Source organism: Xenorhabdus poinarii G6, from assembly GCF_000968175.1.
Taxonomy (GTDB): Bacteria; Pseudomonadota; Gammaproteobacteria; order Enterobacterales; family Enterobacteriaceae; genus Xenorhabdus; species Xenorhabdus poinarii.
This window is the reverse complement of record NZ_FO704551.1, coordinates 1,420,528-1,442,422: the sequence shown is the minus strand read 5'-3', so window position 1 is coordinate 1,442,422 and position 21,895 is coordinate 1,420,528. Positions and strand designations below refer to the sequence as shown.

Genomic DNA, 21,895 nt, shown 5'->3' with positions numbered 1-21,895 from the left:
AGATAATGAGAATCGTTTACAAATAAAAAACCCTGCTAAGTCTGGACTTAACAGGGTGATTCACGCATTTATCCCTGATTCATTCTTGAAACAGGCACGTTATCATCCGCCTTATTTATAGCGGCGTTGTCTGCGCTTCAACGGCCGCCAGTGCCACCATATTCACAATACGGCGTACAGAAGCAATTGGCGTCAGAATATGGACAGGCTTAGCGACTCCCATCAGAACAGGCCCAACGGTGACACCATCAGAGCTGGTCACTCGTAATAAGTTATAGCTGATACGCGCCGCTTCCATATTTGGCATAATTAACAGATTGGCAGAACCTTTCAGCGGACTGTCCGGCATAATGTCACGACGAATGGTTTCTATCAGAGCAGCATCACCGTGCATTTCACCGTCAATCTCGAGTGATGGCGCCATTTGTTGTACTAATTCCAACGTCTTACGCATTTTTCGCGCAGATTCACAATCCGCAGAGCCAAAACTTGAGCGTGATAATAGGGCTACCTTAGGTTCAATGCCGAAACGGCGTACCGTGTCCGCCGCCATCAGTGTTATTTCGGCCAACTCTTCCGGGCTTGGATCATCATTCACATAAGTATCGGCAATAAACGTATTTCCCGTCGGCAACATTAAGGCATTCATAGCACCGGCGGTCTGTACGCCCTGGCGGAAACCAAAAACATCTTTTACAACCTGATAATGTTCGTTGTAGCCACCCACCGTACCACAAATCAGACCATCTGCTTCACCACGATGTACCATGATTGCCCCGATCAAGGTTGGATCACCAATCACTGCGCGACGAGCCTGTTCCTGAGAAACGCCACGGCGCTTCATGATTTGATAATATTCTTGCCAGTACGCTTTAAAACGTGGGTCATTTTCGTTGTTCACGACTTCGAAATCTTTACCCGCTTCAATATGCAGACCCTGTTTTTTAATCCGCATTTCAATCACACTGGGACGCCCAATCAGGATTGGAAATGCCAGTCCGAGGGAGACAAGTTCTTGCGTGGCATGCAGAACACGAATATCTTCCCCTTCTGCCAAGACAATACGTTTCTTCTCTTTCTTCGCCTGAGAGAAGATCGGTTTCATGAATAAGTTGGTTTTATAGACAAACTCATTGAGCTTCTCAATATATACCCCGAAATCGGCAATTGGCCGAGTTGCCACACCGGATTCCATGGCCGCTTTGGCAACAGCCGGGGCAATTTTTACAATCAAACGGGGATCAAAGGGTTTCGGAATGATGTAATCAGGGCCAAAGAACAGATCCTGATCACCATAGGCAGAAGCCACTTCCTGGCTTTGTTCTGCCAGTGCAAGATCCGCAATGGCATGCACACAGGCCAGTTTCATTTCTTCGTTAATGGTGGTTGCCCCAACATCCAAAGCACCACGGAAGATGAATGGGAAACAGAGAACATTATTCACCTGATTAGGGAAATCAGAACGGCCAGTACAAATAATGGCATCAGGGCGCACGGCTTTTGCCAGTGGCGGTAAAATTTCCGGCTCAGGGTTAGCCAATGCCATGATCAGCGGACTTTTTGCCATGGTTTTCACCATGTCTTGAGTCAAAACGCCCGGACCGGAACAACCGAGGAAAATATCCGCATCAGGGATCACGTCTGTCAGTGTACGGCTGCCATTATCTTCAATCGCATAATCCGCTTTGGTTTTCTCCATATTCTCTTCGCGGCCGCGATAGATCACCCCTTTTGAGTCACAAACGACAATATTTTCACGTTTTAGCCCCAGTGCAACCAGCAGGTTCATACAGGCAATCGACGCCGCTCCAGCGCCCGATACCACCATACGGACTTGACTAATATCTTTGTTAACAATCCGCAATCCATTCAACACGGCGGCGGTACAGATAATGGCGGTACCATGTTGATCATCGTGGAATACAGGAATTTTCATGCGTTCACGGAGTTTCTGCTCAATGTAGAAACATTCCGGCGCCTTGATATCTTCAAGGTTGATGCCACCGAAAGTGGGTTCCAGTGCCGCGATAATATCAATCAATTTATCCGGGTTGGATTCATCCACTTCAATGTCAAAAACATCAACGCCCGAGAATTTTTTGAATAAAACGCCCTTACCTTCCATCACGGGTTTACCGGCTAACGCCCCAATATTTCCCAGTCCTAAGACAGCACTACCATTGGAGATAACCGCAACAAGATTGCCTCGTGCCGTATATTTATAGGCTGCCGAAGGATCTTCGGCGATTTCCAGGCAGGGCGCGGCAACCCCCGGTGAGTATGCTAGTGCCAAGTCACGTTGTGTTGTCAGTGGCTTGGTCGGTGTTACTGTAATTTTCCCCGGTTGTGGAAATTCATGAAAATCAAGAGCACTTTGTTTTAATTTTTCGTCCATCGTCTGATCCTTTACACTTCATCTCTTAGTGAAAATCTGCCCAGTATAATAGTTACGGACGGTTAAATCATGATATAAGCAACACTTTGTGCGTGACCGGACATACTGCGGCTCACAAAACAGACAAATAATGACCTGATGTTAATCAATAGGCTCTTGTCCATCGCATTTTAAGAGGTATTTATTCTCCTTCGCCTACAGCAAATCAAAGTTTATTATGTCTAATCATTATTTTTAACGATACCTATATAGAGGTATTTAATCTTCAATTAATAACCTGATAGATTAATGAAAGATGTATTTTAAAATTAACATTTAAAATAAGTTTACAAAAACAAAACTTAATCTATAAAATATCCCCTCAAATTTATTTGGAAAACTATAAGCCATTAAGGAAACGCATCTTCTTATGAAAGTGAATTTATTTCACCCAAATGGTTAAACCTGTTTGCGATATTTCTATTTTTAGATCAGGATATATTTTCAGAATCGCCTTAGCGACGATTCAATATACTCTATAAAAATCACACAGCAATTTAACATAAAGCAGAATTCTGTCTTTTATGTTTTATCAAACATAAAATCTGCATTTCGATATGGGAGAAAGAATATGCATAATCATTCAGTCATGATAGTCGATGATCACCCCATCATTCGCCACGGCTTAAAAGGGTTAATTGAACTGGAACGAGAACTCATTGTGACTGCTGAAACCGGTAATGGTGAAGATGCGATTAATATTGCCTGCCAAATAAAACCCGACATTATTTTGATGGATTTGAAAATCGATGGTCTTTCCGGGATTGATACGATTAAATCGCTCCGCCGAAAAGGGTTGAATTCCTATATCCTGGTTCTGTCCGATTCCGATCACAGAAGTGATATTTACGATGCAGTTGATGCCGGTGCAAATGGTTATTTATTAAAAGATATCGAACTCACATCGCTATTGAACAACATAAAAAAAGCGATAGAGGGTCAGGCCGTGTTCAGTGAAAAAATCCATCAATATTTATCTACCCGCCATCTTTATATTGATCCGTTATCAAAATTAACCAAACGTGAATTAGACGTATTAAAAGAAATTGCCGAAGGAATGACAAATAAAGAAATTGCTGACTTTCTTTTTATTTCAGAAGAAACGGTGAAAGTTCATGCCCGTAACTTATTGAAAAAACTTAAATCCCGCTCTCGTCTTGAAGCAACCATCATCTATCTGAAACAGAGAAAAACAGATTTTCTTTAACATCAGCTTCTCTCGTCATTACCTTAATATAAAACACAATTTCCCTGGTTTTCATCCGTGGGGAAATTGTGAGCTATCAAGAATAATAAGAAAGTCTGCGCAAGCGTGTGTTGTCTGGATAAAATAGCCAATTTCCCGCATTATATTGGGATGTAAACAAGACAAAACCAAGGCTTTCATCATGTCAGAGACGACCTTTCACAACGTTTCCACTCTCTACGGTATCAAAAACTGCGATACCCTAAAAAAAGCACGTCGCTGGTTAGACGATCAGGCTATACCTTATCAATTCCATGATTATCGGGTTGATGGTTTATCTCCTGAGTTACTTCAATCCTTTATTGAGCACGTTGGTTGGGAATCCCTCCTGAATACCCGTGGTACAACGTGGCGCAAATTGTCGGATGAGCAAAAAGCCGCCGTTAACAATGCAGAAACCGCTAAGACATTGATGCTGGCACAACCTACCATCATCAAACGCCCTCTCTTGGTCTGGCGTACAGAAGGGGAAAACAGCCAGGGAACAGAAACGTATTTACTCGGTTTCAAGGCGGAACAATATGAACAATTTTTTTCGCATAACTAGATCTAGATAAGGAAACTTTCATGACGTGTTCAGTCATTGACCTCGCCCAACAGTTAATCGAGCGTCCTTCTGTCAGCCCAGATGATCAGGGTTGTCAGGCGCTTCTTATCCAGCGTCTGCAAGATATTGGCTTTACAATAGAGCGAATGCCTTTCGGCGATACCCAAAATTTTTGGGCTTATCGCGGTACTGGCGTAACTTTTGCGTTTGCCGGGCATACCGATGTTGTTCCTGCCGGCGATATCTCCCAATGGCAAACGCCCCCTTTTGCGCCGTCTGTCCGTGATGGCATGTTGTATGGTCGTGGCGCCGCCGATATGAAAGGCGCTCTGGCTGCTATGGTTGTTGCGGCTGAGCGCTTTGTCACTGAAAATCCTGAACATAAAGGCCGTCTGGCTTTTCTGATCACCTCCGACGAGGAAGCCAAAGCGACCAATGGCACTGTCAAAGTCGTTGAAGAATTAATGGCTCGCCATGAGCGTTTGGATTATTGTCTGGTGGGCGAGCCGTCCAGCCAGCAGTGCCTTGGCGATATGATCAAAAACGGGCGGCGGGGTTCCCTGACGGCTAACCTGACAATCTTGGGTATCCAAGGGCATGTTGCCTATCCACAGTTAGCAGATAACCCGGTCCATCGAGCCATGTCTTTTCTGCACGAGCTCGTCAATACTCAATGGGACAATGGTAATGCGTTTTTCCCTGCCACCAGCATGCAAATCGCCAACATTCAGGCCGGTACCGGCAGTAATAACATTATTCCGGGGAAATTATGGGTTCAATTTAATTTTCGTTTCAGCACCGAACTGACCGATACTGAGATCCGCCGCCAGGTTGAAGCGATGTTGAAAAAACATCACCTGCAATACGAGCTTGACTGGTGGCTCTCCGGTCAACCTTTCCTGACCGATAAGGGCGCGCTGGTTGATGCAGTGGTTGAATCCATTGGGCACTATTGTGGCTATCAGCCAGCGTTATCCACCAGTGGCGGCACATCAGACGGACGCTTTATTGCCAAAATGGGGACTCAGGTGGTGGAATTAGGGCCAAGTAATGCGACAATCCATAAAATCGATGAATGTGTTAAAACGTCTGACTTACAAAAATTGAGCCTGATTTACCAACGTATCATGGAGCAATTAATCAAATGATAACACCTGAATCCTTAACCGGCCTGTCTACTGATCACTTAGTCACGCTGAATGGCAATCACCGTTTGCAGTTCAATGCCACCAAAGCGTTTCTTGCCATGCAAAAAGCGGCGGCCAACGCCGGTTTTAAGCTACAACCGGCCAGTTCATTCCGTGATTTCACACGCCAGCAAACTATCTGGAATGAGAAATTCCGGGGTCAGCGTCCGGTGTTAGATCATCATAGCCAACCCCTTGATATCTCGAAAATGTGTGAAGGTGAACTTTGTGAAGCGATTCTGCATTGGTCAGCTCTGCCTGGAGCAAGCCGCCATCATTGGGGCACTGAATTGGATATTTATGATCCTTTTCTGCTACCAGAAGGGAAAAACTTGCAGTTAGAGCCGTGGGAATATGAGAACGGCGGGTATTTTGAGCCATTAACGCATTGGTTGACAGAAAACATGTCTCACTATGATTTCTACCGTCCTTTCACACGTCATGACGCCGGTGTCGCTTACGAGCCGTGGCATATCAGCTATTGGCCGTTATCCCATGAAGCTGAAAATATGTTCAACGAAAAAATCCTGCTGAATTCCTGGACAGATCGTGATATTGCGGGTATAGATTGGTTAAAAACCAACCTTACCTATCTCTTTGAAAAATACATCAGCTTAGCCTGAACAGGCTAAGCTGAGGAAAAATCACGCTAAGGAAAAAGCCTACTGAGGAAAACACCATGCATTGGTTGATAGATTATTGGTGGATTGTGTTATTAGTGCTCATCGGCATGATTGTTAATGCGGTAAAAACACTCAGTCGCGTTGATCAAAAACGTTTTCTGGATAATAAACCAGAATTACCTCCGCATCGGGATTTTAACGATCAATGGGATGATGAAGATGATTGGCCGCAACAAAATCGCAAGAAATAACCCAATCTCGCCAGTGATTGGTCAGTAATTCATCGATGCTTGCCAAGGCACTGGCTGTCTCTTGCCGCCAGTGTTTCAGTAGCGCCTTACGGCCACTCAACGATAAGTCACTCACACATTGTTCGAGACTTATCTGCTGTTGGAGGTGTTTTCCCAATGCAGGCAACGCCAACTGACTGACCAATAATAACCGTTGTAATGCAAAATAAGAGGCTGACAAGGGGCGGTGGGCAAACGCAAACCCCGCCAATTCCTGCCAATCATTGGTATCCAGCCAGTGATCATAATGATGTTCAATGGGCAAATCAAAACCCAGTAAGGCTTCTAATCCACGAGCATCCCGGGATAATCGCTGCTGCGCTACCTGAGCCAATTGTGCTCCCTGTTCACTCAGCGGCAAGATCGCCATTGCCGTATAACAACCACTGCTCGCTTCCCGGTGAGTTCCCATTCTCACCAACCGAAAACCACATTTTTGCCATAACGCCCACAGCTCAGCGGTATAGCCAAAACTCACAGAGACAAAATCGAATTTTTGTTTTGTAGCCACCTGGCATTGTTGGATGATCAAACGTTGTGCGATACCACGACGGCGATAATGCGCCTGGACAGCAATACGACTGACCCGCTGTGATCGCAATATTGCCGCCTGTGGAAAACCGCTGTGTGCTGCTAAGGATTGAGCCACCAAATTTCCCCTCGGCCGCCGACGTCCTGCCCATATTTCATGCGCTAACGTTCGGGATAAACCCCCTTCGTTGACCATCCACAACGCGCCGATCAAGGGTGAATGATGGTTTGACGGATGGGAGGTTGCAGCCAGAAAACGCATGCCGTTACCATCCATTAATCGACGCAAATCAAGAGGCGATGTTCGGTAATGTGCGCTGGTCAGTAATCCGTAAAATGAACGCAATAATGTGGCATGTTGTAACCATTCAGACTGATGAATTGACTGAAAATGCAATTTTTCTTTACGGGTATCGGTGCCATGAATCGGCTGTTTATCATCAAATAACAGTGCACTGTCCAGCCACGCCTCCAGTGGATCATGCTCAGCCCAACGCATGGGCGTTTTCAATTCACGCCTATGGCAATCGGGCAGTGCCGCACACAGTTTCAACAAGAACCCACGCCCTGTACCTTCATAACCTTGAACCGTCGAAATCAACAAAACCCGGGGAAAATGGCGGATCAATTCTGCCAGTTGTGGCGTTGGGATCGCGGCGGCTTCGTCGATCAATAACCAATCTGCCTCGTGTTGATCCGCTGGTACATCACTTTTCGTCCGGCAATATTGCAATAAATGGTCGACCGCCCAAAATGGCGTTGCTTGTGATAAAGAGCTTGATTCCGCCGTATCAGGAAAATCGGAATAACGGCGGATAACTGCCGTTGCTACTTTTGCCGGGGCGCATAACCAGCATTTTCCGGGCCAATGTCGCACCAACATGCCTGCCAGAGCCGATTTTCCCCGCCCTCGTGGCGCTGTGATCACCCAAACACCGCCTGTGACCTGTAATAATTCGTCAAGGATGGATTGCTGACCCGCTGTTGGTGTGCCATCCGGTTTCTGCCACATTGCCCTTTGGGGCAATAGCGGCATCTGAAAGGGCATCCCCTGACGCCATAATAATACGTCAGGAAACGCGAGGATTTGCTGTTGAAGATGTCGGATAAAATGCGGTGTTGGCATAACACCTGCCGATTCACTCCAGCGTAAACTGTCTTCATCCGGCTGTGCTGCCCAGTGTGACCAGGCGGGTACACGCATCACCAGCCAGCTTCCTGCCTTTAGTGTACCGGCCAATATCGCTAATGCTTCGGCATGAAATCCCTTCGTTGCATCAAAGATGCCATGCAAAAACTCACGGCCAAGCAAACTCACGGCTTTTGCTGGATCAATAGCACCTGAAATATGCGCTGAAACAGTGAGCCAATCCCCCTGAAACTGCTCGGTTAGCTGATTGGTGAGCCAGGCGCTCCATTGAGGCTCACCACTCAAAACAACCAGACGACGCTGTCCCTGTTGTTGCATCTGCGCCTGCAACATGACCCATGAGCTGTAGTCAATCATGACTTACCAATCATGAGTGACAAAATACCGGCGGCAATCAGCGGACCGACGGGAACACCCCTGAAAAATGCCACGCCTAACACCGTGCCGACTAACAAACCCGCGACCGTAGAAGGCTGACCTGACATCAAGGCAACGCCACGGCTGCCTAGCCATGACACCAGGATACCCACCGCAATAGCCAACAGGGATTTCCAATGTAAGAAAGAGCTGAAAATGGCTTGTGCGGAAATTTTTCCGCTGGCGATAGGTGCCATGACTCCGATCGTCAAAATCAGGATACCTATCGTCAAACCGTATTTTTCCACCCAGGGGAAAAACTGATTTAATGGTGTAATACGAACGACTAACAGAAATAACATGGCCAGTGTCACTGTCATGTTATGGCTGATGATGCCAAGCCCTGCCAGCAAGAGCAAAATCAGTAAAGTAGGATCAATATGGCTCATGAATTTTTATTTTCCTATAACATCCGATAAAACAGTGCTTGAGCATTTTAAAACCAAATACCAGTCAGTTAGGTACGGACAGGATAATAACTTAAAAAGTTTTATACTTAATAAACATATTTATATTCAGTGGAAGAATGATAGTGAATCACCTTATTTCTATCTAAAAACAACCAGTCATAAAAACGACATAAAACAGAGGCCACTGATATCCTCAGCATTTTTTCAGTAGGTTACCTAAAAAGGGTGAATTTTATCGCGACCAGAGGATGAGTCATACACTTGCTTTAAGTAATCATATTGATAAATAATTAATCTTAAAAATCAAGATGCCGGCGGCTTCTTGATAGAGAAAAGCATCACAACATGGCACCTTAGCCACAACATCAGTAACCAGCCAGCTTTCGCGTGCTTGACTGATAAAGATTAACACTTTTACCAGGGTGAATGCGGAAAGATTGTCAGAAGCCATGTGCAATCAGGATGCGTTCGGATAAGCGATATGAAAAAATTAATTCCCTCCATTACCGTCTGTATTTTATTAGCCGGTTGCACTACTAAATGGGTACCTGCAACCAGCCATCCGGCTCCTTTCAGCGAAGCAAAAGTGGATTGCAAGCTGTCAGCATTACAACAATTTCCGGTAAAAAATGAAATTGCCCAAAGATCAACACTGAAAATGGTACAACAACCCTGTTTCGATAAGGAACAATGTGGAAAAAACGGCTATTACAGCCAAAATGTTCCTATGGTCGAAAGCTATGTGACGGATGTCAATGAGGGTTCCAGACGTGAATATTATTACGGCTGTATGCATCAGAAAGGCTGGAAACAAATAACCAAGTCCCTACTTTAAGCCGCCTGCGCTGTTGAAGGTTTACGGCGGTTTTTGTTAACCACAGGATGCCCGTTTTATTGCCGGGCATCCTGTGATTTTACCTGAATTGCTTTAGGTAATCGTTTGCGTTGTTAGTCCAAAATAACACCAATGCGGCGTGCAACTTCCTCATACGCTTCAATCAAGCCACCGAGACTTTGGCGAAAACGATCCTTATCCATTTTATCCATCGTCTGTTTATCCCATAAACGGCTGCCATCGGGCGAAAACTCATCACCTAATACGACTTGGCCCTTATACAAACCAAATTCCAACTTAAAATCCACCAAAATCAGGCCAGCATCATCAAACAATTTGCTCAATACTTCATTGGCCTGATAGCTCAGGCGTTTCATTTCAGATAAATGCGCTTTGCTCACCCAACCGAATGTCTCACAATAGGATTCATTAACCATCGGGTCGTGTTTGGCATCATCTTTTAAAAACAGATCAAACAGAGGCGGATTCAGCACCATTCCCTCTTCGACCCCCAAACGCTTGACAAGGGAGCCGGCAGCACGGTTACGAATAACGCACTCAACAGGCACCATAGCAAGTTTTTTCACCAGGGATTCATTATCTGACAGCAGTTGTTCCATTTGCGTCGGGATGCCCGCTTCTTCCAGTTTGCTCATAATGAAATGATTGAATTTATTATTCACCATTCCCTTGCGATCGAACTGTTCAATGCGTTCACCATCCAATGCTGATGTATCATTACGGAATTCCAGCACCAGTAAGTCAGGATTATCAGTGGCATACACTGTTTTTGCCTTTCCACGATACAACTCAGCTTTTTTCTGCATTTTACACTCCAGCAATATGACATCTTCAAACGTAAAGAATTAAACAAAAACGCATCTAAAATATAAAGGGGCCGAGGCCCCTTTAATAGATTACTTATCTTTGGATTGGCTGAACACCGCTTCCAGCGCAGCCACCATTTGATCATTTTCAGATTGGGTCAGCGGCTTACCTTTATCACTGATAAACTGCAAGCTGCTTCGGTTATCCAAATCCCCTACCTGTAACTTATAATTTCCTTCACGGATAGCAGGTGCTTCCACCCCCAGCGCTTTCCAATCAGAAGCGCTACGCCCTTTATAGGTTACCGCGATAGCGCCTGTAGAACGTGTACGATCAGTGACTTCCATTCCTACGCTATCCAGCGCGTATGGCAATCTGTTCCAGACGACGTTATAGGGGGCACGCACAATGATTTGCGGCAATCCGGTATTATCACTGCCGCTTTGTACGGATAATGCACCTGACACTTTAGCACTGTTCAGGCTTGCGGCTTCCTGTTGTTGGCTTAAGTCTCCCGCCAGGGTATTGAGCATCACCACATTGTAACGCTGCACTTCTACCGGATTGGTAATTTCTTTTTCACCCTGTTTCAAGCCGTCATTCGAAACAGATAATTCGGTTTGATAACCTTGTCGGATCACGGCAATACGGTAACGTCCCTGGTAAGGCACATTTTCATCTGCCCGTTTCCATGTAATCCAATCCGTTGTCAACGTTTGTGCTGAATCATCTTTATGGCTGATTTTATAGCCTTTTTCTGCCAACAACGTGTTTATCTGCGACCATAACTTGCTGTATTCCGGTGTATTTTCAAGCAACAACTTACTGCTGTTAGCACTATTTTCAACGCGGGAACCTGTCAATAACGCAAGGGCTTGCAATGGGGGACGTATATCCAAATTTTTCCCTGAGGCTCCGGTTGAATCCGTAGCAGGAATATCATACTCACCATTTTGCAGCGGTAATATGATGCCGGCAGGAAGATTCAATGTCTTCAGTGGCGGTGAATCAAGATAAGATTGATCCCCACTGATCTGACGTTTATAGCGCTGATCGCTGGAGCAGGCGGCCAAAAAAACCACCAATGACAGACCAGCAATCTTCATGGCCTTCGATTTTTGCAATAATGTTGCCATTAAAATTCCCTAAAATTTTACAGTAATCCGGCGATTTTGAGTGCCTGACCAACTGGAATTTGCCCTTCCTGCGTTAGCGGGATCATGGGTAAACGCAATGAATCATCGGCAATCAATCCCAATTGATGACAGGCCCATTTAACCGGCGTCGGGCTAGGTTCAACAAATAATTGATGATGCAATTCCATCAGGCGGCTGTTCAGGCCGCGAGCCTTCAGAAATTCACCTTGTTCCGCCAATTTACACACCTGTGCCATTTCCGCCGCGGCAACGTTTGCAGTGACAGAAATAACCCCTTTACCACCAAGCTGCATAAAATCGACAAAACTTGCATCATCACCACTCAGCAGAATGAACGTTTCATCATTAACCAATGCTTGGATTTGACTAACACGACTTAAGTTCCCTGTTGCTTCCTTAAGCGCAACAATATTTTTCAGTTTCGCCAGGCGCGCGACCGTCAGTGGCAATAAATCACATCCGGTACGAGACGGCACATTATACAGAATTTGGGGTAAGTCAGTGCTCTCAGCGATGGCTTTATAGTGCAAATATAAACCTTCCTGTGACGGTCTATTATAATAAGGTGTCACTGACAGGCAACCCACAACCCCGGTGTTTTCGAAACGATTCGTCAGAGAAATGGCTTCCGCTGTTGCATTTGCGCCGGTGCCAGCGATGACAGGAATACGTCCATCGGCCATTTCCAATGTTGTCAGTACAACAGCAACATGTTCGTCGTGATTCAGTGTTGCGCTTTCGCCGGTTGTTCCGACAGACACAATCGCAGATGTCCCGCTGGCGACATGATACTCTACCAATTTTTTCAAACTGGCCTTATCCATCTGACCTTTTGAGTCCATCGGCGTTATCAATGCAACTATACTGCCTGTAAAACCAGAATGATCGCTGACCATTGCCATTTCCCCTTAGTTAAACCTTAAACTGCAAATGAGAAAGTTCATGGTACTTTCTTGTTATACAGAAGAAAACTCTTTAAACACACGATTTCAATGAATTTTATTAATACCAAGTGTAGCTGATTAAACAGAAATTATAATCATGTTCTTTTCACACCTCCCCAACATTTTCATTCCAGAATGTGCATTAAAAAAACATCGTTACATCATTCGCAACACGGTGGAATAGCATATTCAGATTGTCCCCGCTGCCGGTAAGCGTCATTATGTTAACAGGTTTCCTTGTCACGGAAACAAGTCATCAAATGCAATTGACCTTCTCTTGATCATTTTTTATGTTTAACCATAACATCCACAGAAGACATCGAATAAATTAAAGGAAAATCGCTTTGCCAACATCAGAACAACATTTTTTAGTGATCACCGCCCTAGGAACCGATCGCCCCGGCATTGTCAATACGATCACCCGCCTCGTGAGTACCTGTGGTTGCAATATTGAAGACAGCCGTCTGGCAATGTTTGGCGAAGAATTTACTTTTATCATGTTACTATCCGGTAGCTGGAACGCCATTACACTGATCGAGTCCACCCTGCCACAAAAAGGGGCAGAACTTGAGTTACTCATTGTGATGAAACGTACCCGATGCGGTGTCCCGAAAACATTTCCATCAACGATTACAGTGAAGGTCGATGTGGATGATTCTCCAGGAATGGTTGAACGTTTTACCAGTTTATTCACGGCACAAGATTTTAATATCGCTGAACTGGTATCAAAAACGCACCCAAGCGAAGAAAATCACCCTGCCCGCCTGCAAATTCAAATTACAGGCCATAATCCACAGGATGATAATGGCACGATATTTAAACAACACTTTCATCATCTGTGCACAGAGTTAAACGCGCAAGGCAGTATCAGCGTACAAAATCATTTACTTCAACCCATACTCAACTAATGGCCACCGGTTCATATCGCGGCATTAGCGTACCGACCCTTTAAATCAAAACGACCAAACGGAGAATGAGTGATGAGCCCATTAAAAGCTGGCGATAAAGCACCGCAATTCAGCCTTCTTGACCAAAATAGCAAAACCATTAATTTGTCTGATTTTAAAGGACAACGGGTTTTAGTCTATTTTTATCCCAAAGCCATGACACCAGGCTGCACCATTCAGGCATGTGGTTTGCGTGACGCACAGAGTGAACTGAACAACGTTAATGTTAAAGTGTTAGGCATGAGTCCAGATACCCCCGAAAAGTTATCTCGCTTTGTCGAGAAAGAGCGGCTGAATTTCACTTTACTTTCTGATATTGACCATCAGGTTGCCGAACAATTTGGTGTTTGGGGAGAAAAGCGGTTTATGGGGAAAACCTACGATGGCATTCACCGCATCAGTTTTCTGATTAACCCACAAGGGGATATTGAACACGTTTTTGATCAATTCAAAACCCGTGATCATCACCAAATTGTACTGGATTACGTGAAACAGCATTAATTTAATCTCATGCGAGACGTCATCAATTTTGCATTGCCGCCAGTTTCAGCTGGCGGCAACTTTTTTCCACTAACATTCATAATGAATAATTCACTTTGAGGTACCCTTTGCTATCATACACATATTCATGAAATTGATAGCCAGAATGGAGCACACTGTTTTATGAGAAACGCGCGATGAGAAAAACACCGAGAAGATCGTTAGTCGCCATCTTTATGGGCTTGTTACTATTGGGTCACCCTCCTGTATTTTCTGCACCCGTTGAAGACTCCTTACCAGATATTGGTACGACAGCAGGCGCCACACTCAGCATCAATCAAGAGATGGCCATGGGTGACTTTTATATACGTATGATACGTGCTCAGGCGCCCCTGATTTATGACCCGCTTCTGATGCAATACATTAACAATATGGGGCAAAAATTAGTTAATCATGCCAGTTCAGTAAAAACTCCTTTCCATTTCTATCTTGTCAATAATCCTAATATTAATGCTTACGCATTTTTCGGCGGTAATGTTGTTCTTCACTCGGCGCTATTACAGTATAGCCGCAATGAAAGCGAATTAGCGTCTGTCATGGCGCATGAAATCTCCCATGTGACACAACGGCATCTGGCACGGCTCATGGAAGAACAAAAACGGACCAGTCCGCTGGCCTGGGCTGGAGCATTGGGTTCTATCTTGCTGATGATGGCTAGCCCACAGGCCGGCATGGCGGCACTTAGCGGTACACTTGCCGGTTTCCAACAAGGCATGATCAGTTTTACCCAATCAAATGAACAGGAAGCGGATCGCATTGGCATGCAGACACTCAACCGGGCAGGATTTGATCCGCATGGTATGCCTGGTTTTATGCAGATCATGGCCGATCAATCCCGTTACAGTTCCAAGCTACCGGAAATGCTCTATACCCACCCATTACCCGACAGCCGCTTGGCTGATGCCCGCAATAGGGCAAATCAATATCCAACAAAAATGCACCCTGAATCGCAGGATTTTCTGTTCGCCCGTGTCCGTATTTTAACCAAGTATTCAACCTATCAACGTTCCTATATCGATGAATGGTTAAAAAAATATCTTCAGGGTACCCCGAAAGAACGGCTGGCGGCCACCTACGGACGCGCGATTTTACTTTCTAAAGATAAAAAGTATGCCGAGGCTAAAGCAACACTCTCCCCATTGCTGGAGCAACAACCGGATAATATTTGGTTTATTAACACAATGACGGGGATTGATATCGAACAACAGCACTACGCCAGCGCTATCAATCGATTACAGGAGGCCCTCAAAACGCAGAAAAACAGCCCGATATTGCAGATCCTCCTTGCAAGAGCCTACTTTGCAGACAAAAAATATTCTCAGGCATCACAACTTCTGTTTCGTTACACCTTCAATCACCCTGACGATCTTAATGGCTGGAGCCTGCTAAGAGATACCGCAGGAAAACAAGGAAAACGCGCGGAGGAACTCGCGGCTTATGCAGAAATCATGGCATTAAAAGCTCAGTTTGATTCAGCCATAGGACTACTGAGCCAGGCCAGTGCATTAGCAAAATTGGGCAGCTACGAGCAGAAACGATATGATGCCCGGATTGATCAGTTACGCGAACTGCAAAAAAGTTATAACCAATATGAAAATTAAAGGATTTTTATATGCAACCCGTCACTATTTACCATAATCCACGTTGCTCAAAGAGCCGTGAAACACTGAAATTGGTTGAAGAACTCGGCATTGAGCCGACAATCATTCACTATCTCGAAACACCGCCGACAGTAGAACAACTTGCCGTATTATTGAAACAACTTGGTTTCAACGATGCCCGTCAATTAATGCGTACCAAAGAAGAGCGATATCAAGAATTAAATCTTGATGATGCCACATTATCCCAGGAAGCACTGCTGCAGGCGATGGCTAACAACCCTAAATTGATAGAACGCCCGATTGTGGTTGTCGCTGATAAGGCACGTTTGGGGCGTCCTCCTGAACACATTAAAGAGATTCTGTTCTGACTCTTTTTCAGTGGAAATGAATAAAAAAGTGATAGGGACACGATTCTCTATCACTTTTTTATCCTGATTGCGTTTTCTTTCCGCTTTATTCATTCAAAGCTCAAGGATATCTTTCACAAATGGGATCGTCAGTTTACGTTGTGCCACAATGGAAGCGCGATCAAGCTCATCCAGGGTTTTAAATAACGTTTGCATTTCCCTGTCGAGCCGTTTCAGCACAAAACGTCCGACATCCTCTGGTAATTCAAAACCCCGCAATTTTGCCCGTAGTTGCAATGCCTGAATTTTCTCATCATCAGATAAAGGCTGTAATTTATAAATCTGCCCCCAATCCAAACGAGAGGCCAAATCCGGCAGCGTCAGGTTAATTTGCCGGGGGGGACGATCGCCGGTGATCAAAAGACACGTCCGGCCAATTTCGACAATTCGATTGTAAAGATTGAAAACCGCCATTTCCCATGCCTGATCACCGGCGATACATTCAATATTATCGATGCACACTAATGATAAATGTTCCATGCCATCAAGCACTTCGGGAACAAAATAGGCACGTTTATCCAGTGGGACATATCCGACAGCTTCTTCCCGTTGGGATAATTCGGCACAAGCGGCGTGCAGCAAATGGCTCTTGCCCCCGCCATCGCGAGACCAAAAATAGATATAACTGCCGTGAGATTGACTAATGGCCAATTTTATTGCAGCTACTAAAGAGGTATTCTCGCCTGCAAAGAAACTGGCAAAAATTTCATCATCGGGCAAATATAATGGCAATGAAAGCTGCGACGGTGTATTCAGAAGCACCTCAAACAGAATGGGTAACGAACAGCGCTAAGTCTACCACAAAAAAACGCTATAAATGAAACGAATGCGCGGTTTTAAATAGGAGATTATTCTTGCAGTACATTTCATCATAAGATGATAGAAAAATAGAAAGGGCAGATGAAAAAGCCCTTTCTGATTCTTTTAACTCATGAAATTTATTCTCTGACTTCGTGCTTCTTATTATTTTCAATTGATTCCAGAGACGAATGAATATATTGCTCTTCTGGACGGATAAAACTGATCAATTTAAAAAGCAGACTCAGGCCAATGCCAACAACTGTCGCCAGTGCCATGCCTTTCAACTCTGCTGCGCCAAGCTGAATTTTCGCGCCGCTGACACCAATAATCAAAATAACAGAGGTCAGGATCAAGTTCTGCGCCTTGCTGTAATCCACTTTTGAATCAATCAGCACCCGAATACCGGAAGCGCCAATCACACCATACAGCAACAAAGAAACGCCGCCCATAACGGGTACAGGGATCATCTGAATAGCCACTGCCAATTTCCCTACACAGGAAAGTAATATTGCGATCACCGCCGCGCCACCAATCACCCATGTGCTATACACACGCGTCAGCGCCATCACGCCAATATTTTCACCATACGTTGTGTTCGGGGTCGAACCAAAGAAACCCGAAATCATCGTTGAAAAACCATTGGCAAACATTGAGCGATGCAGACCCGGGTTTTTCAATAAATCTTTCTGTACAATATTTGCGGTCACCACCAGATGCCCAACATGCTCCGCAATCACCACCAGCGCCGCAGGTAAAATTGTAATGATGGCAAACCACTCAAAACGCGGCGTATAAAATGTCGGCAACGCCAACCACGGTGCTTCACGCACCGGCGTAAAATCGACAACGCCCATGAAAAATGACAGCGAATACCCCACCAGCACCCCAATCAAAATGGGGATAATGGCCATAAAACCCCGGAACATGACCGAACCTAAGATCGTCACACCCAGCGTTACCATGGATATGGTCAGATGGGTCATATTGACCTCGCTGCCCGCCGGCGGACGTAAACCAGCCATATCAGCGGCAACCCCAGCCAGCTCCAGCCCGATCACGGCAACAATAGCGCCCATCGCAGCCGGCGGAAACAACACATTAATCCACCCTCTCCCGGCAATTTTTACCATCAGGGCAACCAGACAAAACAACAAACCACAGATAATAAACCCGCCCAATGCGAGTTCATATCCCAAAGGCAGTAACAATAAAACGGGCGAGATAAAAGCAAAGCTGGAACCTAGATAGGCTGGAATTTTTCCTTTACAAATCACCAAATACAACAATGTCCCAATGCCGTTGAACAACAAAACCGTTGCGGGATTAATTTTAAACAAAATAGGCACCAAAACAGTTGCCCCAAACATGGCAAAGAGATGTTGTAAACTTAAAGGAATAGTCTGTATCAACGGGGGTTTTTCGTCTATCCCAATAGTTCGACGGGTCATTATTATATCCTCTTGCTAGAAACCAAAAAAAAGCCGACTTGTCAGCCGGCTGTCCCTGTTATTTAGTACCAAATATTTTGTCCCCGGCGTCCCCTAAACCAGGAACAATATATCCCTGTTCATTGAGCCCTTCATCAATCGAAGCGGTGTACAACTCTACATCAGGGTGCGCTTTCTCCAGGGCGGCAATGCCTTCCGGCGCGGCAACCAAAACCAGGACTTTAATAACCGGGCAGCCTGCTTTTTTCAGCAGGTCAATGGTTGCAATCATAGAGCCACCGGTTGCCAGCATGGGATCAACCACCAACGCCATGCGTTCATTAATGTCAGACACTAATTTTTGAAAATATGGCACAGGCTCAAGCGTTTCTTCATCACGATATACGCCCACGACACTGATTCGCGCACTGGGAATATTTTCCAGCACACCATCCATCATGCCCAGACCGGCACGTAAGATAGGGACAACCGTAATCTTCTTCCCTTTAATTTGGTCTATTTCTACCGGACCACACCATCCATCAATGGTCACTTTCTCAACGTCTAAATCAGCAGTTGCTTCATATGTCAGAAGATTGCCCACTTCTGAGGCCAGTTCACGAAAACGTTTGGTGCTGATATCATGATCTCGCATCAGACCAAGTTTATGTCTCACAAGTGGGTGTTTAACCTCAACGATCTTCATGGGTTTCTCCTAATATAGCCGGCAGATAAAAAAATCGCGGGATTATACCGCCTTTTCAACATCAATCCACTAGCAATCTGTTGATTTTCATCAATCACACAGGGTTTTCTGGCATAAAGTTCTCACGGAAAACCGAGATAAAGCTATCGCAAACGTTTGCTTAGGCTGTTAGAATTGTCGCCGTTCTGTTTTATTCATAAAAATGCAACCGTCCGGGAGCTACGCAGTGACCAACAAAACCTCTCTTAGCTATAAAGATGCTGGTGTCGATATTGATGCTGGCAATGCCTTAGTCAATCGAATTAAAGGTGTCGTAAAACAGACCCGTCGCCCCGAAGTGATGGGAGGATTAGGGGGTTTCGGTGCATTATGTGCCCTGCCCCAGAAATATCGTGAACCGATATTGGTTTCCGGTACCGATGGCGTTGGCACTAAACTGCGTCTGGCCATGGACTTGAAACGCCATGAGACTATCGGCATTGATTTGGTTGCCATGTGTGTCAATGATCTGGTTGTTCAGGGCGCGGAACCGCTTTTCTTCCTTGATTACTATGCCACTGGCAAGCTGGATATTGACACCGCCGCCAATGTCATTACCGGGATCGCAGAAGGCTGTCAACAAGCAGGCTGCGCTCTGGTGGGAGGGGAAACAGCAGAAATGCCCGGCATGTATCACGGGGAAGATTATGATGTTGCTGGTTTTTGTGTCGGTGTCGTTGAAAAATCAGCCATTATTGATGGCAGCCAAGTCCAGGCGGGTGATGCACTGATTGCACTCGCGTCCAGCGGGCCGCACTCCAATGGTTATTCCCTGATCCGTAAAATTCTTGAAGTCAGCCAGACAGATCCAGAAACGACCCAACTGGAAGGAATATCAATTGCAGACCATTTACTCGCCCCGACCAAAATTTACGTTAAATCTGTTCTTGAATTGATTGAAAAAGTCGACGTTCATGCGATTTCACACCTGACAGGCGGCGGCTTCTGGGAAAATATCCCCCGGGTTTTACCCGAAAACAGGCAGGCAAGAATCAACGCAAACAGTTGGCAGTGGCCGGCGATTTTTACTTGGTTGCAACAAGCCGGTCATGTCAGCGAGCATGAAATGTACCGCACATTTAACTGTGGGGTTGGCATGATCATTGCGCTTCCTCAAGATCAGGCAAAGCAAGCCATTTCATACCTGCAAGCCTCAGGAGAAAAGGCATGGCAGATCGGTTCGATTACTGAACTTGATTCAGATAAGCAGCCCGTGGTGATTGACGTCTAACATGCTCCAATAAATATTCTGCCCGATTGATTGCAAATTACCGCTCTATTGGCGGTAATTTGCAAAAAGAAATAAGGGTACACCAGTCACTCAATTTTTTCAGCGAAAACACACCATGAAAAAAATTGTCGTTTTAGTCTCCGGCAAGGGTAGTAATCTTCAATCGATCATCGACGCCTGCCAACAAAACCGAATTAATGGCTGTATTGCGGCGGTGTTCAGTAATAATGCGGAAGCCTATGGTCTGCAACGTGCTGAACAGGCCGGTATTCCCGCGCATTGTATTAACCCGAAGTCCTATGCGGATCGTATCAGTTACGATACCGCCCTATTCCAGGCCATTGATCAATATGCGCCGGATTTGGTGGTTTTAGCGGGTTACATGAGAATTTTATCGCCCGAATTTGTACAGCACTATGATGGCCGCCTGCTCAATATTCACCCGTCCCTTTTGCCTAAATATCCCGGCCTGCATACTCACCGGAAAGCGATAGAAAATGGCGATAAAGAACATGGTACTTCCGTCCATTTCGTGACCGAGGAATTAGACGGTGGTCCCTGTATTTTACAAGCTAAAGTGCCCATTTTTGCCGGGGATAATGAAGAAGAGGTGATCGGGCGTGTACAAGCGCAAGAACATCGTATTTATCCCCTGGTGATTGGCTGGTTTTTAGACCAACGTCTGGTCATGAAAGACAATACAGCGGTAATGGACGGTAAGGTTCTCCCACCACAAGGTTATGCCGCGGAATAAGGCCAACGAGGGAAATTAAGCCGCCTGATCGTTCGCACAATGCAAGTTGTCGTTTATTGGGTATACTATCAACTATATTGATACGCCATCATTTTCAACTTAATGTGCAACAATGAGATAACGGGTTTCTGGGAACATAGACAAGGATGTCACGCGAGCATGTCGATCCCCCAATCCAGTGAAGTGGCACCCTGAAATCAGCAAGGTGCCCGCTCATGTCGTTCCTTAAAAAATATTGAGGTACTCATGTCCAGTGGTTCAGAAAGTCCATCCGTAAACTTGCGTCCTCTTGAACGGGAAGATCTCCCTTTTGTCCATAAAATTAATAATAACTTCAATGCGATGCGCTATTGGTTTGAAGAGCCTTATGAAGCCTTTGTTGAATTATGCGATCTCTATGACAAACATATTCATGACCAAAGTGAGCGCCGCTTTATCATTGAAAGCTCGAACGCCAAAGTGGGGTTAGTCGAACTGGTCGAGATTGATTATATCCACCGCCGGGCAGAATTTCAGATTATCGTCGCTCCCGCCTATGAAGGGCAAGGCTACGCAACCGTGGCGTTGAAACTGGCGATGGAATATGCGTTTGCTGTCCTGAATCTTTATAAACTGTATTTGATTGTCGATAAAGAGAATTTGAAAGCCATTCATATATACAATAAATTGGGATTTACGACCGAAGGCGAATTAATCGATGAATTTTTTGTCAACGGCACTTATCATACCGCCATCAGAATGTGTATGTTTCAACGCCACTATTTCGCCAATAAAGCCCGTGAAAGCTAGTTCGACACGCCGGTTTATCAAACACTAACCATTCAAGACCGATGGAAAACCCAA

The 21,895-nt window shown here is 45.3% G+C and carries 23 protein-coding genes; 13 read left to right on the top strand and 10 right to left on the bottom strand.

Translation table 11 applies throughout. From position 1 onward, the window contains the following. Window positions 1–115: 115 nt before the first annotated feature. Complete coding sequence (maeB, locus tag XPG1_RS06675; protein ID WP_045958385.1) at window positions 116–2,395, bottom strand: NADP-dependent oxaloacetate-decarboxylating malate dehydrogenase; 2,280 nt, start codon at window positions 2,393–2,395, stop codon at window positions 116–118. A gap of 610 nt (window positions 2,396–3,005) precedes the next feature. Here maeB and XPG1_RS06670 point away from each other — a divergent pair. From XPG1_RS06670 to XPG1_RS06650, 5 genes are all read left to right on the top strand, one after another. After that, the gene (locus tag XPG1_RS06670) at window positions 3,006–3,641 is read left to right on the top strand and encodes a response regulator (RefSeq protein WP_045958384.1); all 636 of its coding nucleotides are present in this window, start codon (window positions 3,006–3,008) and stop codon (window positions 3,639–3,641) included. 181 nt (window positions 3,642–3,822) lie between these two features. Continuing rightward, complete coding sequence (locus XPG1_RS06665) at window positions 3,823–4,227, top strand: ArsC family reductase (RefSeq protein WP_045958383.1); 405 nt, start codon at window positions 3,823–3,825, stop codon at window positions 4,225–4,227. Between the two features lie 20 nt (window positions 4,228–4,247). Next, entirely contained in the window at window positions 4,248–5,375 is a 1,128-nt protein-coding gene (gene dapE, locus XPG1_RS06660) for a succinyl-diaminopimelate desuccinylase (protein ID WP_045958382.1), read from the top strand. Then, window positions 5,372–6,037, top strand: a complete 666-nt coding sequence (locus XPG1_RS06655; protein WP_045958381.1) for a M15 family metallopeptidase — start codon at window positions 5,372–5,374, stop codon at window positions 6,035–6,037. Before dapE ends, XPG1_RS06655 begins: the two co-directional genes overlap by 4 nt. Before the next feature lie 56 nt (window positions 6,038–6,093). Continuing rightward, window positions 6,094–6,288, top strand: coding sequence for a YpfN family protein (locus tag XPG1_RS06650; RefSeq protein WP_045958380.1), 195 nt, complete (start codon window positions 6,094–6,096; stop codon window positions 6,286–6,288). On the opposite strand, the gene XPG1_RS06645 is transcribed toward XPG1_RS06650, so the two are convergent. The 3 genes from XPG1_RS06645 to XPG1_RS18370 form a co-directional block, all read right to left on the bottom strand. Further along, window positions 6,233–8,365 (bottom strand): tRNA(Met) cytidine acetyltransferase TmcA, encoded by a 2,133-nt coding sequence (locus XPG1_RS06645; protein WP_045958379.1) that lies wholly within the window; start codon window positions 8,363–8,365, stop codon window positions 6,233–6,235. The genes XPG1_RS06650 and XPG1_RS06645 overlap by 56 nt on opposite strands. After that, entirely contained in the window at window positions 8,362–8,814 is a 453-nt protein-coding gene (locus XPG1_RS06640) for a DUF441 domain-containing protein (RefSeq protein WP_045958378.1), read from the bottom strand. The genes XPG1_RS06645 and XPG1_RS06640 overlap by 4 nt, the downstream gene beginning before the upstream one ends. A 295-nt stretch (window positions 8,815–9,109) precedes the next feature. After that, window positions 9,110–9,286, bottom strand: a complete 177-nt coding sequence (locus XPG1_RS18370) for a hypothetical protein (RefSeq protein ID WP_157879453.1) — start codon at window positions 9,284–9,286, stop codon at window positions 9,110–9,112. Between the two features lie 30 nt (window positions 9,287–9,316). On the opposite strand from XPG1_RS18370, the gene XPG1_RS06630 reads away from it, so the two are divergent. Further along, window positions 9,317–9,670, top strand: coding sequence for a hypothetical protein (locus XPG1_RS06630; protein WP_045958376.1), 354 nt, complete (start codon window positions 9,317–9,319; stop codon window positions 9,668–9,670). A gap of 113 nt (window positions 9,671–9,783) precedes the next feature. Here the strand turns inward: XPG1_RS06630 and purC are convergent, their stop codons facing one another. The 3 genes from purC to dapA form a co-directional block, all read right to left on the bottom strand. Beyond that, a complete protein-coding gene (gene purC / locus XPG1_RS06625; RefSeq protein ID WP_045958375.1) occupies window positions 9,784–10,497 on the bottom strand; it encodes a phosphoribosylaminoimidazolesuccinocarboxamide synthase in 714 nt (237 codons plus the stop codon). A gap of 90 nt (window positions 10,498–10,587) precedes the next feature. Next, window positions 10,588–11,634: an outer membrane protein assembly factor BamC gene (bamC, locus tag XPG1_RS06620; RefSeq protein ID WP_045958374.1), complete on the bottom strand. Its 1,047-nt coding sequence runs from the start codon at window positions 11,632–11,634 to the stop codon at window positions 10,588–10,590. A gap of 17 nt (window positions 11,635–11,651) precedes the next feature. After that, window positions 11,652–12,551 carry a 4-hydroxy-tetrahydrodipicolinate synthase gene (gene dapA, locus XPG1_RS06615; protein ID WP_045958373.1) on the bottom strand — a complete coding sequence of 300 codons (900 nt, stop codon included), beginning with the start codon at window positions 12,549–12,551 and terminating at the stop codon, window positions 11,652–11,654. 392 nt (window positions 12,552–12,943) lie between these two features. On the opposite strand from dapA, the gene XPG1_RS06610 reads away from it, so the two are divergent. From XPG1_RS06610 to arsC, 4 genes are all read left to right on the top strand, one after another. Beyond that, entirely contained in the window at window positions 12,944–13,507 is a 564-nt protein-coding gene (locus tag XPG1_RS06610; RefSeq protein ID WP_045958372.1) for a glycine cleavage system transcriptional repressor, read from the top strand. Window positions 13,508–13,579: 72 nt separating this feature from the next. Next, window positions 13,580–14,047 carry a thioredoxin-dependent thiol peroxidase gene (gene bcp, locus XPG1_RS06605; RefSeq protein WP_045958371.1) on the top strand — a complete coding sequence of 156 codons (468 nt, stop codon included), beginning with the start codon at window positions 13,580–13,582 and terminating at the stop codon, window positions 14,045–14,047. Between the two features lie 176 nt (window positions 14,048–14,223). Further along, window positions 14,224–15,687 carry a beta-barrel assembly-enhancing protease gene (bepA, locus tag XPG1_RS06600; RefSeq protein WP_045958370.1) on the top strand — a complete coding sequence of 488 codons (1,464 nt, stop codon included), beginning with the start codon at window positions 14,224–14,226 and terminating at the stop codon, window positions 15,685–15,687. Between the two features lie 11 nt (window positions 15,688–15,698). Continuing rightward, window positions 15,699–16,055 (top strand): arsenate reductase (glutaredoxin), encoded by a 357-nt coding sequence (gene arsC / locus XPG1_RS06595; protein ID WP_045958369.1) that lies wholly within the window; start codon window positions 15,699–15,701, stop codon window positions 16,053–16,055. A 93-nt stretch (window positions 16,056–16,148) separates the two neighbouring features. Here arsC and hda read toward each other — a convergent pair whose 3' ends face one another. From hda to upp, 3 genes are all read right to left on the bottom strand, one after another. Beyond that, window positions 16,149–16,856 (bottom strand): DnaA inactivator Hda, encoded by a 708-nt coding sequence (hda, locus tag XPG1_RS06590; RefSeq protein ID WP_045958368.1) that lies wholly within the window; start codon window positions 16,854–16,856, stop codon window positions 16,149–16,151. A 176-nt stretch (window positions 16,857–17,032) separates the two neighbouring features. Next, the gene (uraA, locus tag XPG1_RS06585; protein WP_045958367.1) at window positions 17,033–18,343 is read right to left on the bottom strand and encodes a uracil permease; all 1,311 of its coding nucleotides are present in this window, start codon (window positions 18,341–18,343) and stop codon (window positions 17,033–17,035) included. Window positions 18,344–18,401: 58 nt separating this feature from the next. Further along, window positions 18,402–19,028: a uracil phosphoribosyltransferase gene (upp, locus tag XPG1_RS06580; RefSeq protein WP_045958366.1), complete on the bottom strand. Its 627-nt coding sequence runs from the start codon at window positions 19,026–19,028 to the stop codon at window positions 18,402–18,404. 226 nt (window positions 19,029–19,254) lie between these two features. Here upp and purM point away from each other — a divergent pair, with 226 nt between their 5' ends. The 3 genes from purM to speG all read left to right on the top strand — a co-directional run bounded on the left by purM (window position 19,255) and on the right by speG (window position 21,841). Continuing rightward, entirely contained in the window at window positions 19,255–20,298 is a 1,044-nt protein-coding gene (gene purM, locus XPG1_RS06575) for a phosphoribosylformylglycinamidine cyclo-ligase (protein WP_045958365.1), read from the top strand. Window positions 20,299–20,413: 115 nt separating this feature from the next. Then, window positions 20,414–21,052 carry a phosphoribosylglycinamide formyltransferase gene (purN, locus tag XPG1_RS06570; RefSeq protein ID WP_045958364.1) on the top strand — a complete coding sequence of 213 codons (639 nt, stop codon included), beginning with the start codon at window positions 20,414–20,416 and terminating at the stop codon, window positions 21,050–21,052. 246 nt (window positions 21,053–21,298) lie between these two features. Continuing rightward, complete coding sequence (gene speG / locus XPG1_RS06565) at window positions 21,299–21,841, top strand: spermidine N1-acetyltransferase (RefSeq protein WP_045958363.1); 543 nt, start codon at window positions 21,299–21,301, stop codon at window positions 21,839–21,841. The last annotated feature ends 54 nt before the right edge of the window (window positions 21,842–21,895 follow it).

Bases quoted from the DNA above. Each gene is read 5' to 3' on its own strand.
- XPG1_RS18370 (WP_157879453.1), bottom strand. From the start codon at position 9,286: ATGGCTTCTGACAATCTTTCCGCATTCACCCTGGTAAAAGTGTTAATC.
- uraA (WP_045958367.1), bottom strand. From the start codon at position 18,343: ATGACCCGTCGAACTATTGGGATAGACGAAAAACCCCCGTTGATACAG.
- arsC (WP_045958369.1), top strand. From the start codon at position 15,699: ATGCAACCCGTCACTATTTACCATAATCCACGTTGCTCAAAGAGCCGT.
- XPG1_RS06630 (WP_045958376.1), top strand. From the start codon at position 9,317: ATGAAAAAATTAATTCCCTCCATTACCGTCTGTATTTTATTAGCCGGT.
- dapE (WP_045958382.1), top strand. From the start codon at position 4,248: ATGACGTGTTCAGTCATTGACCTCGCCCAACAGTTAATCGAGCGTCCT.
- dapA (WP_045958373.1), bottom strand. From the start codon at position 12,551: ATGGTCAGCGATCATTCTGGTTTTACAGGCAGTATAGTTGCATTGATA.
- XPG1_RS06665 (WP_045958383.1), top strand. From the start codon at position 3,823: ATGTCAGAGACGACCTTTCACAACGTTTCCACTCTCTACGGTATCAAA.
- bamC (WP_045958374.1), bottom strand. From the start codon at position 11,634: ATGGCAACATTATTGCAAAAATCGAAGGCCATGAAGATTGCTGGTCTG.
- XPG1_RS06640 (WP_045958378.1), bottom strand. From the start codon at position 8,814: ATGAGCCATATTGATCCTACTTTACTGATTTTGCTCTTGCTGGCAGGG.
- XPG1_RS06650 (WP_045958380.1), top strand. From the start codon at position 6,094: ATGCATTGGTTGATAGATTATTGGTGGATTGTGTTATTAGTGCTCATC.
- speG (WP_045958363.1), top strand. From the start codon at position 21,299: ATGTCCAGTGGTTCAGAAAGTCCATCCGTAAACTTGCGTCCTCTTGAA.
- XPG1_RS06655 (WP_045958381.1), top strand. From the start codon at position 5,372: ATGATAACACCTGAATCCTTAACCGGCCTGTCTACTGATCACTTAGTC.
- bcp (WP_045958371.1), top strand. From the start codon at position 13,580: ATGAGCCCATTAAAAGCTGGCGATAAAGCACCGCAATTCAGCCTTCTT.
- purC (WP_045958375.1), bottom strand. From the start codon at position 10,497: ATGCAGAAAAAAGCTGAGTTGTATCGTGGAAAGGCAAAAACAGTGTAT.
- maeB (WP_045958385.1), bottom strand. From the start codon at position 2,395: ATGGACGAAAAATTAAAACAAAGTGCTCTTGATTTTCATGAATTTCCA.
- XPG1_RS06670 (WP_045958384.1), top strand. From the start codon at position 3,006: ATGCATAATCATTCAGTCATGATAGTCGATGATCACCCCATCATTCGC.
- XPG1_RS06645 (WP_045958379.1), bottom strand. From the start codon at position 8,365: ATGATTGACTACAGCTCATGGGTCATGTTGCAGGCGCAGATGCAACAA.
- purN (WP_045958364.1), top strand. From the start codon at position 20,414: ATGAAAAAAATTGTCGTTTTAGTCTCCGGCAAGGGTAGTAATCTTCAA.
- upp (WP_045958366.1), bottom strand. From the start codon at position 19,028: ATGAAGATCGTTGAGGTTAAACACCCACTTGTGAGACATAAACTTGGT.
- bepA (WP_045958370.1), top strand. From the start codon at position 14,224: ATGAGAAAAACACCGAGAAGATCGTTAGTCGCCATCTTTATGGGCTTG.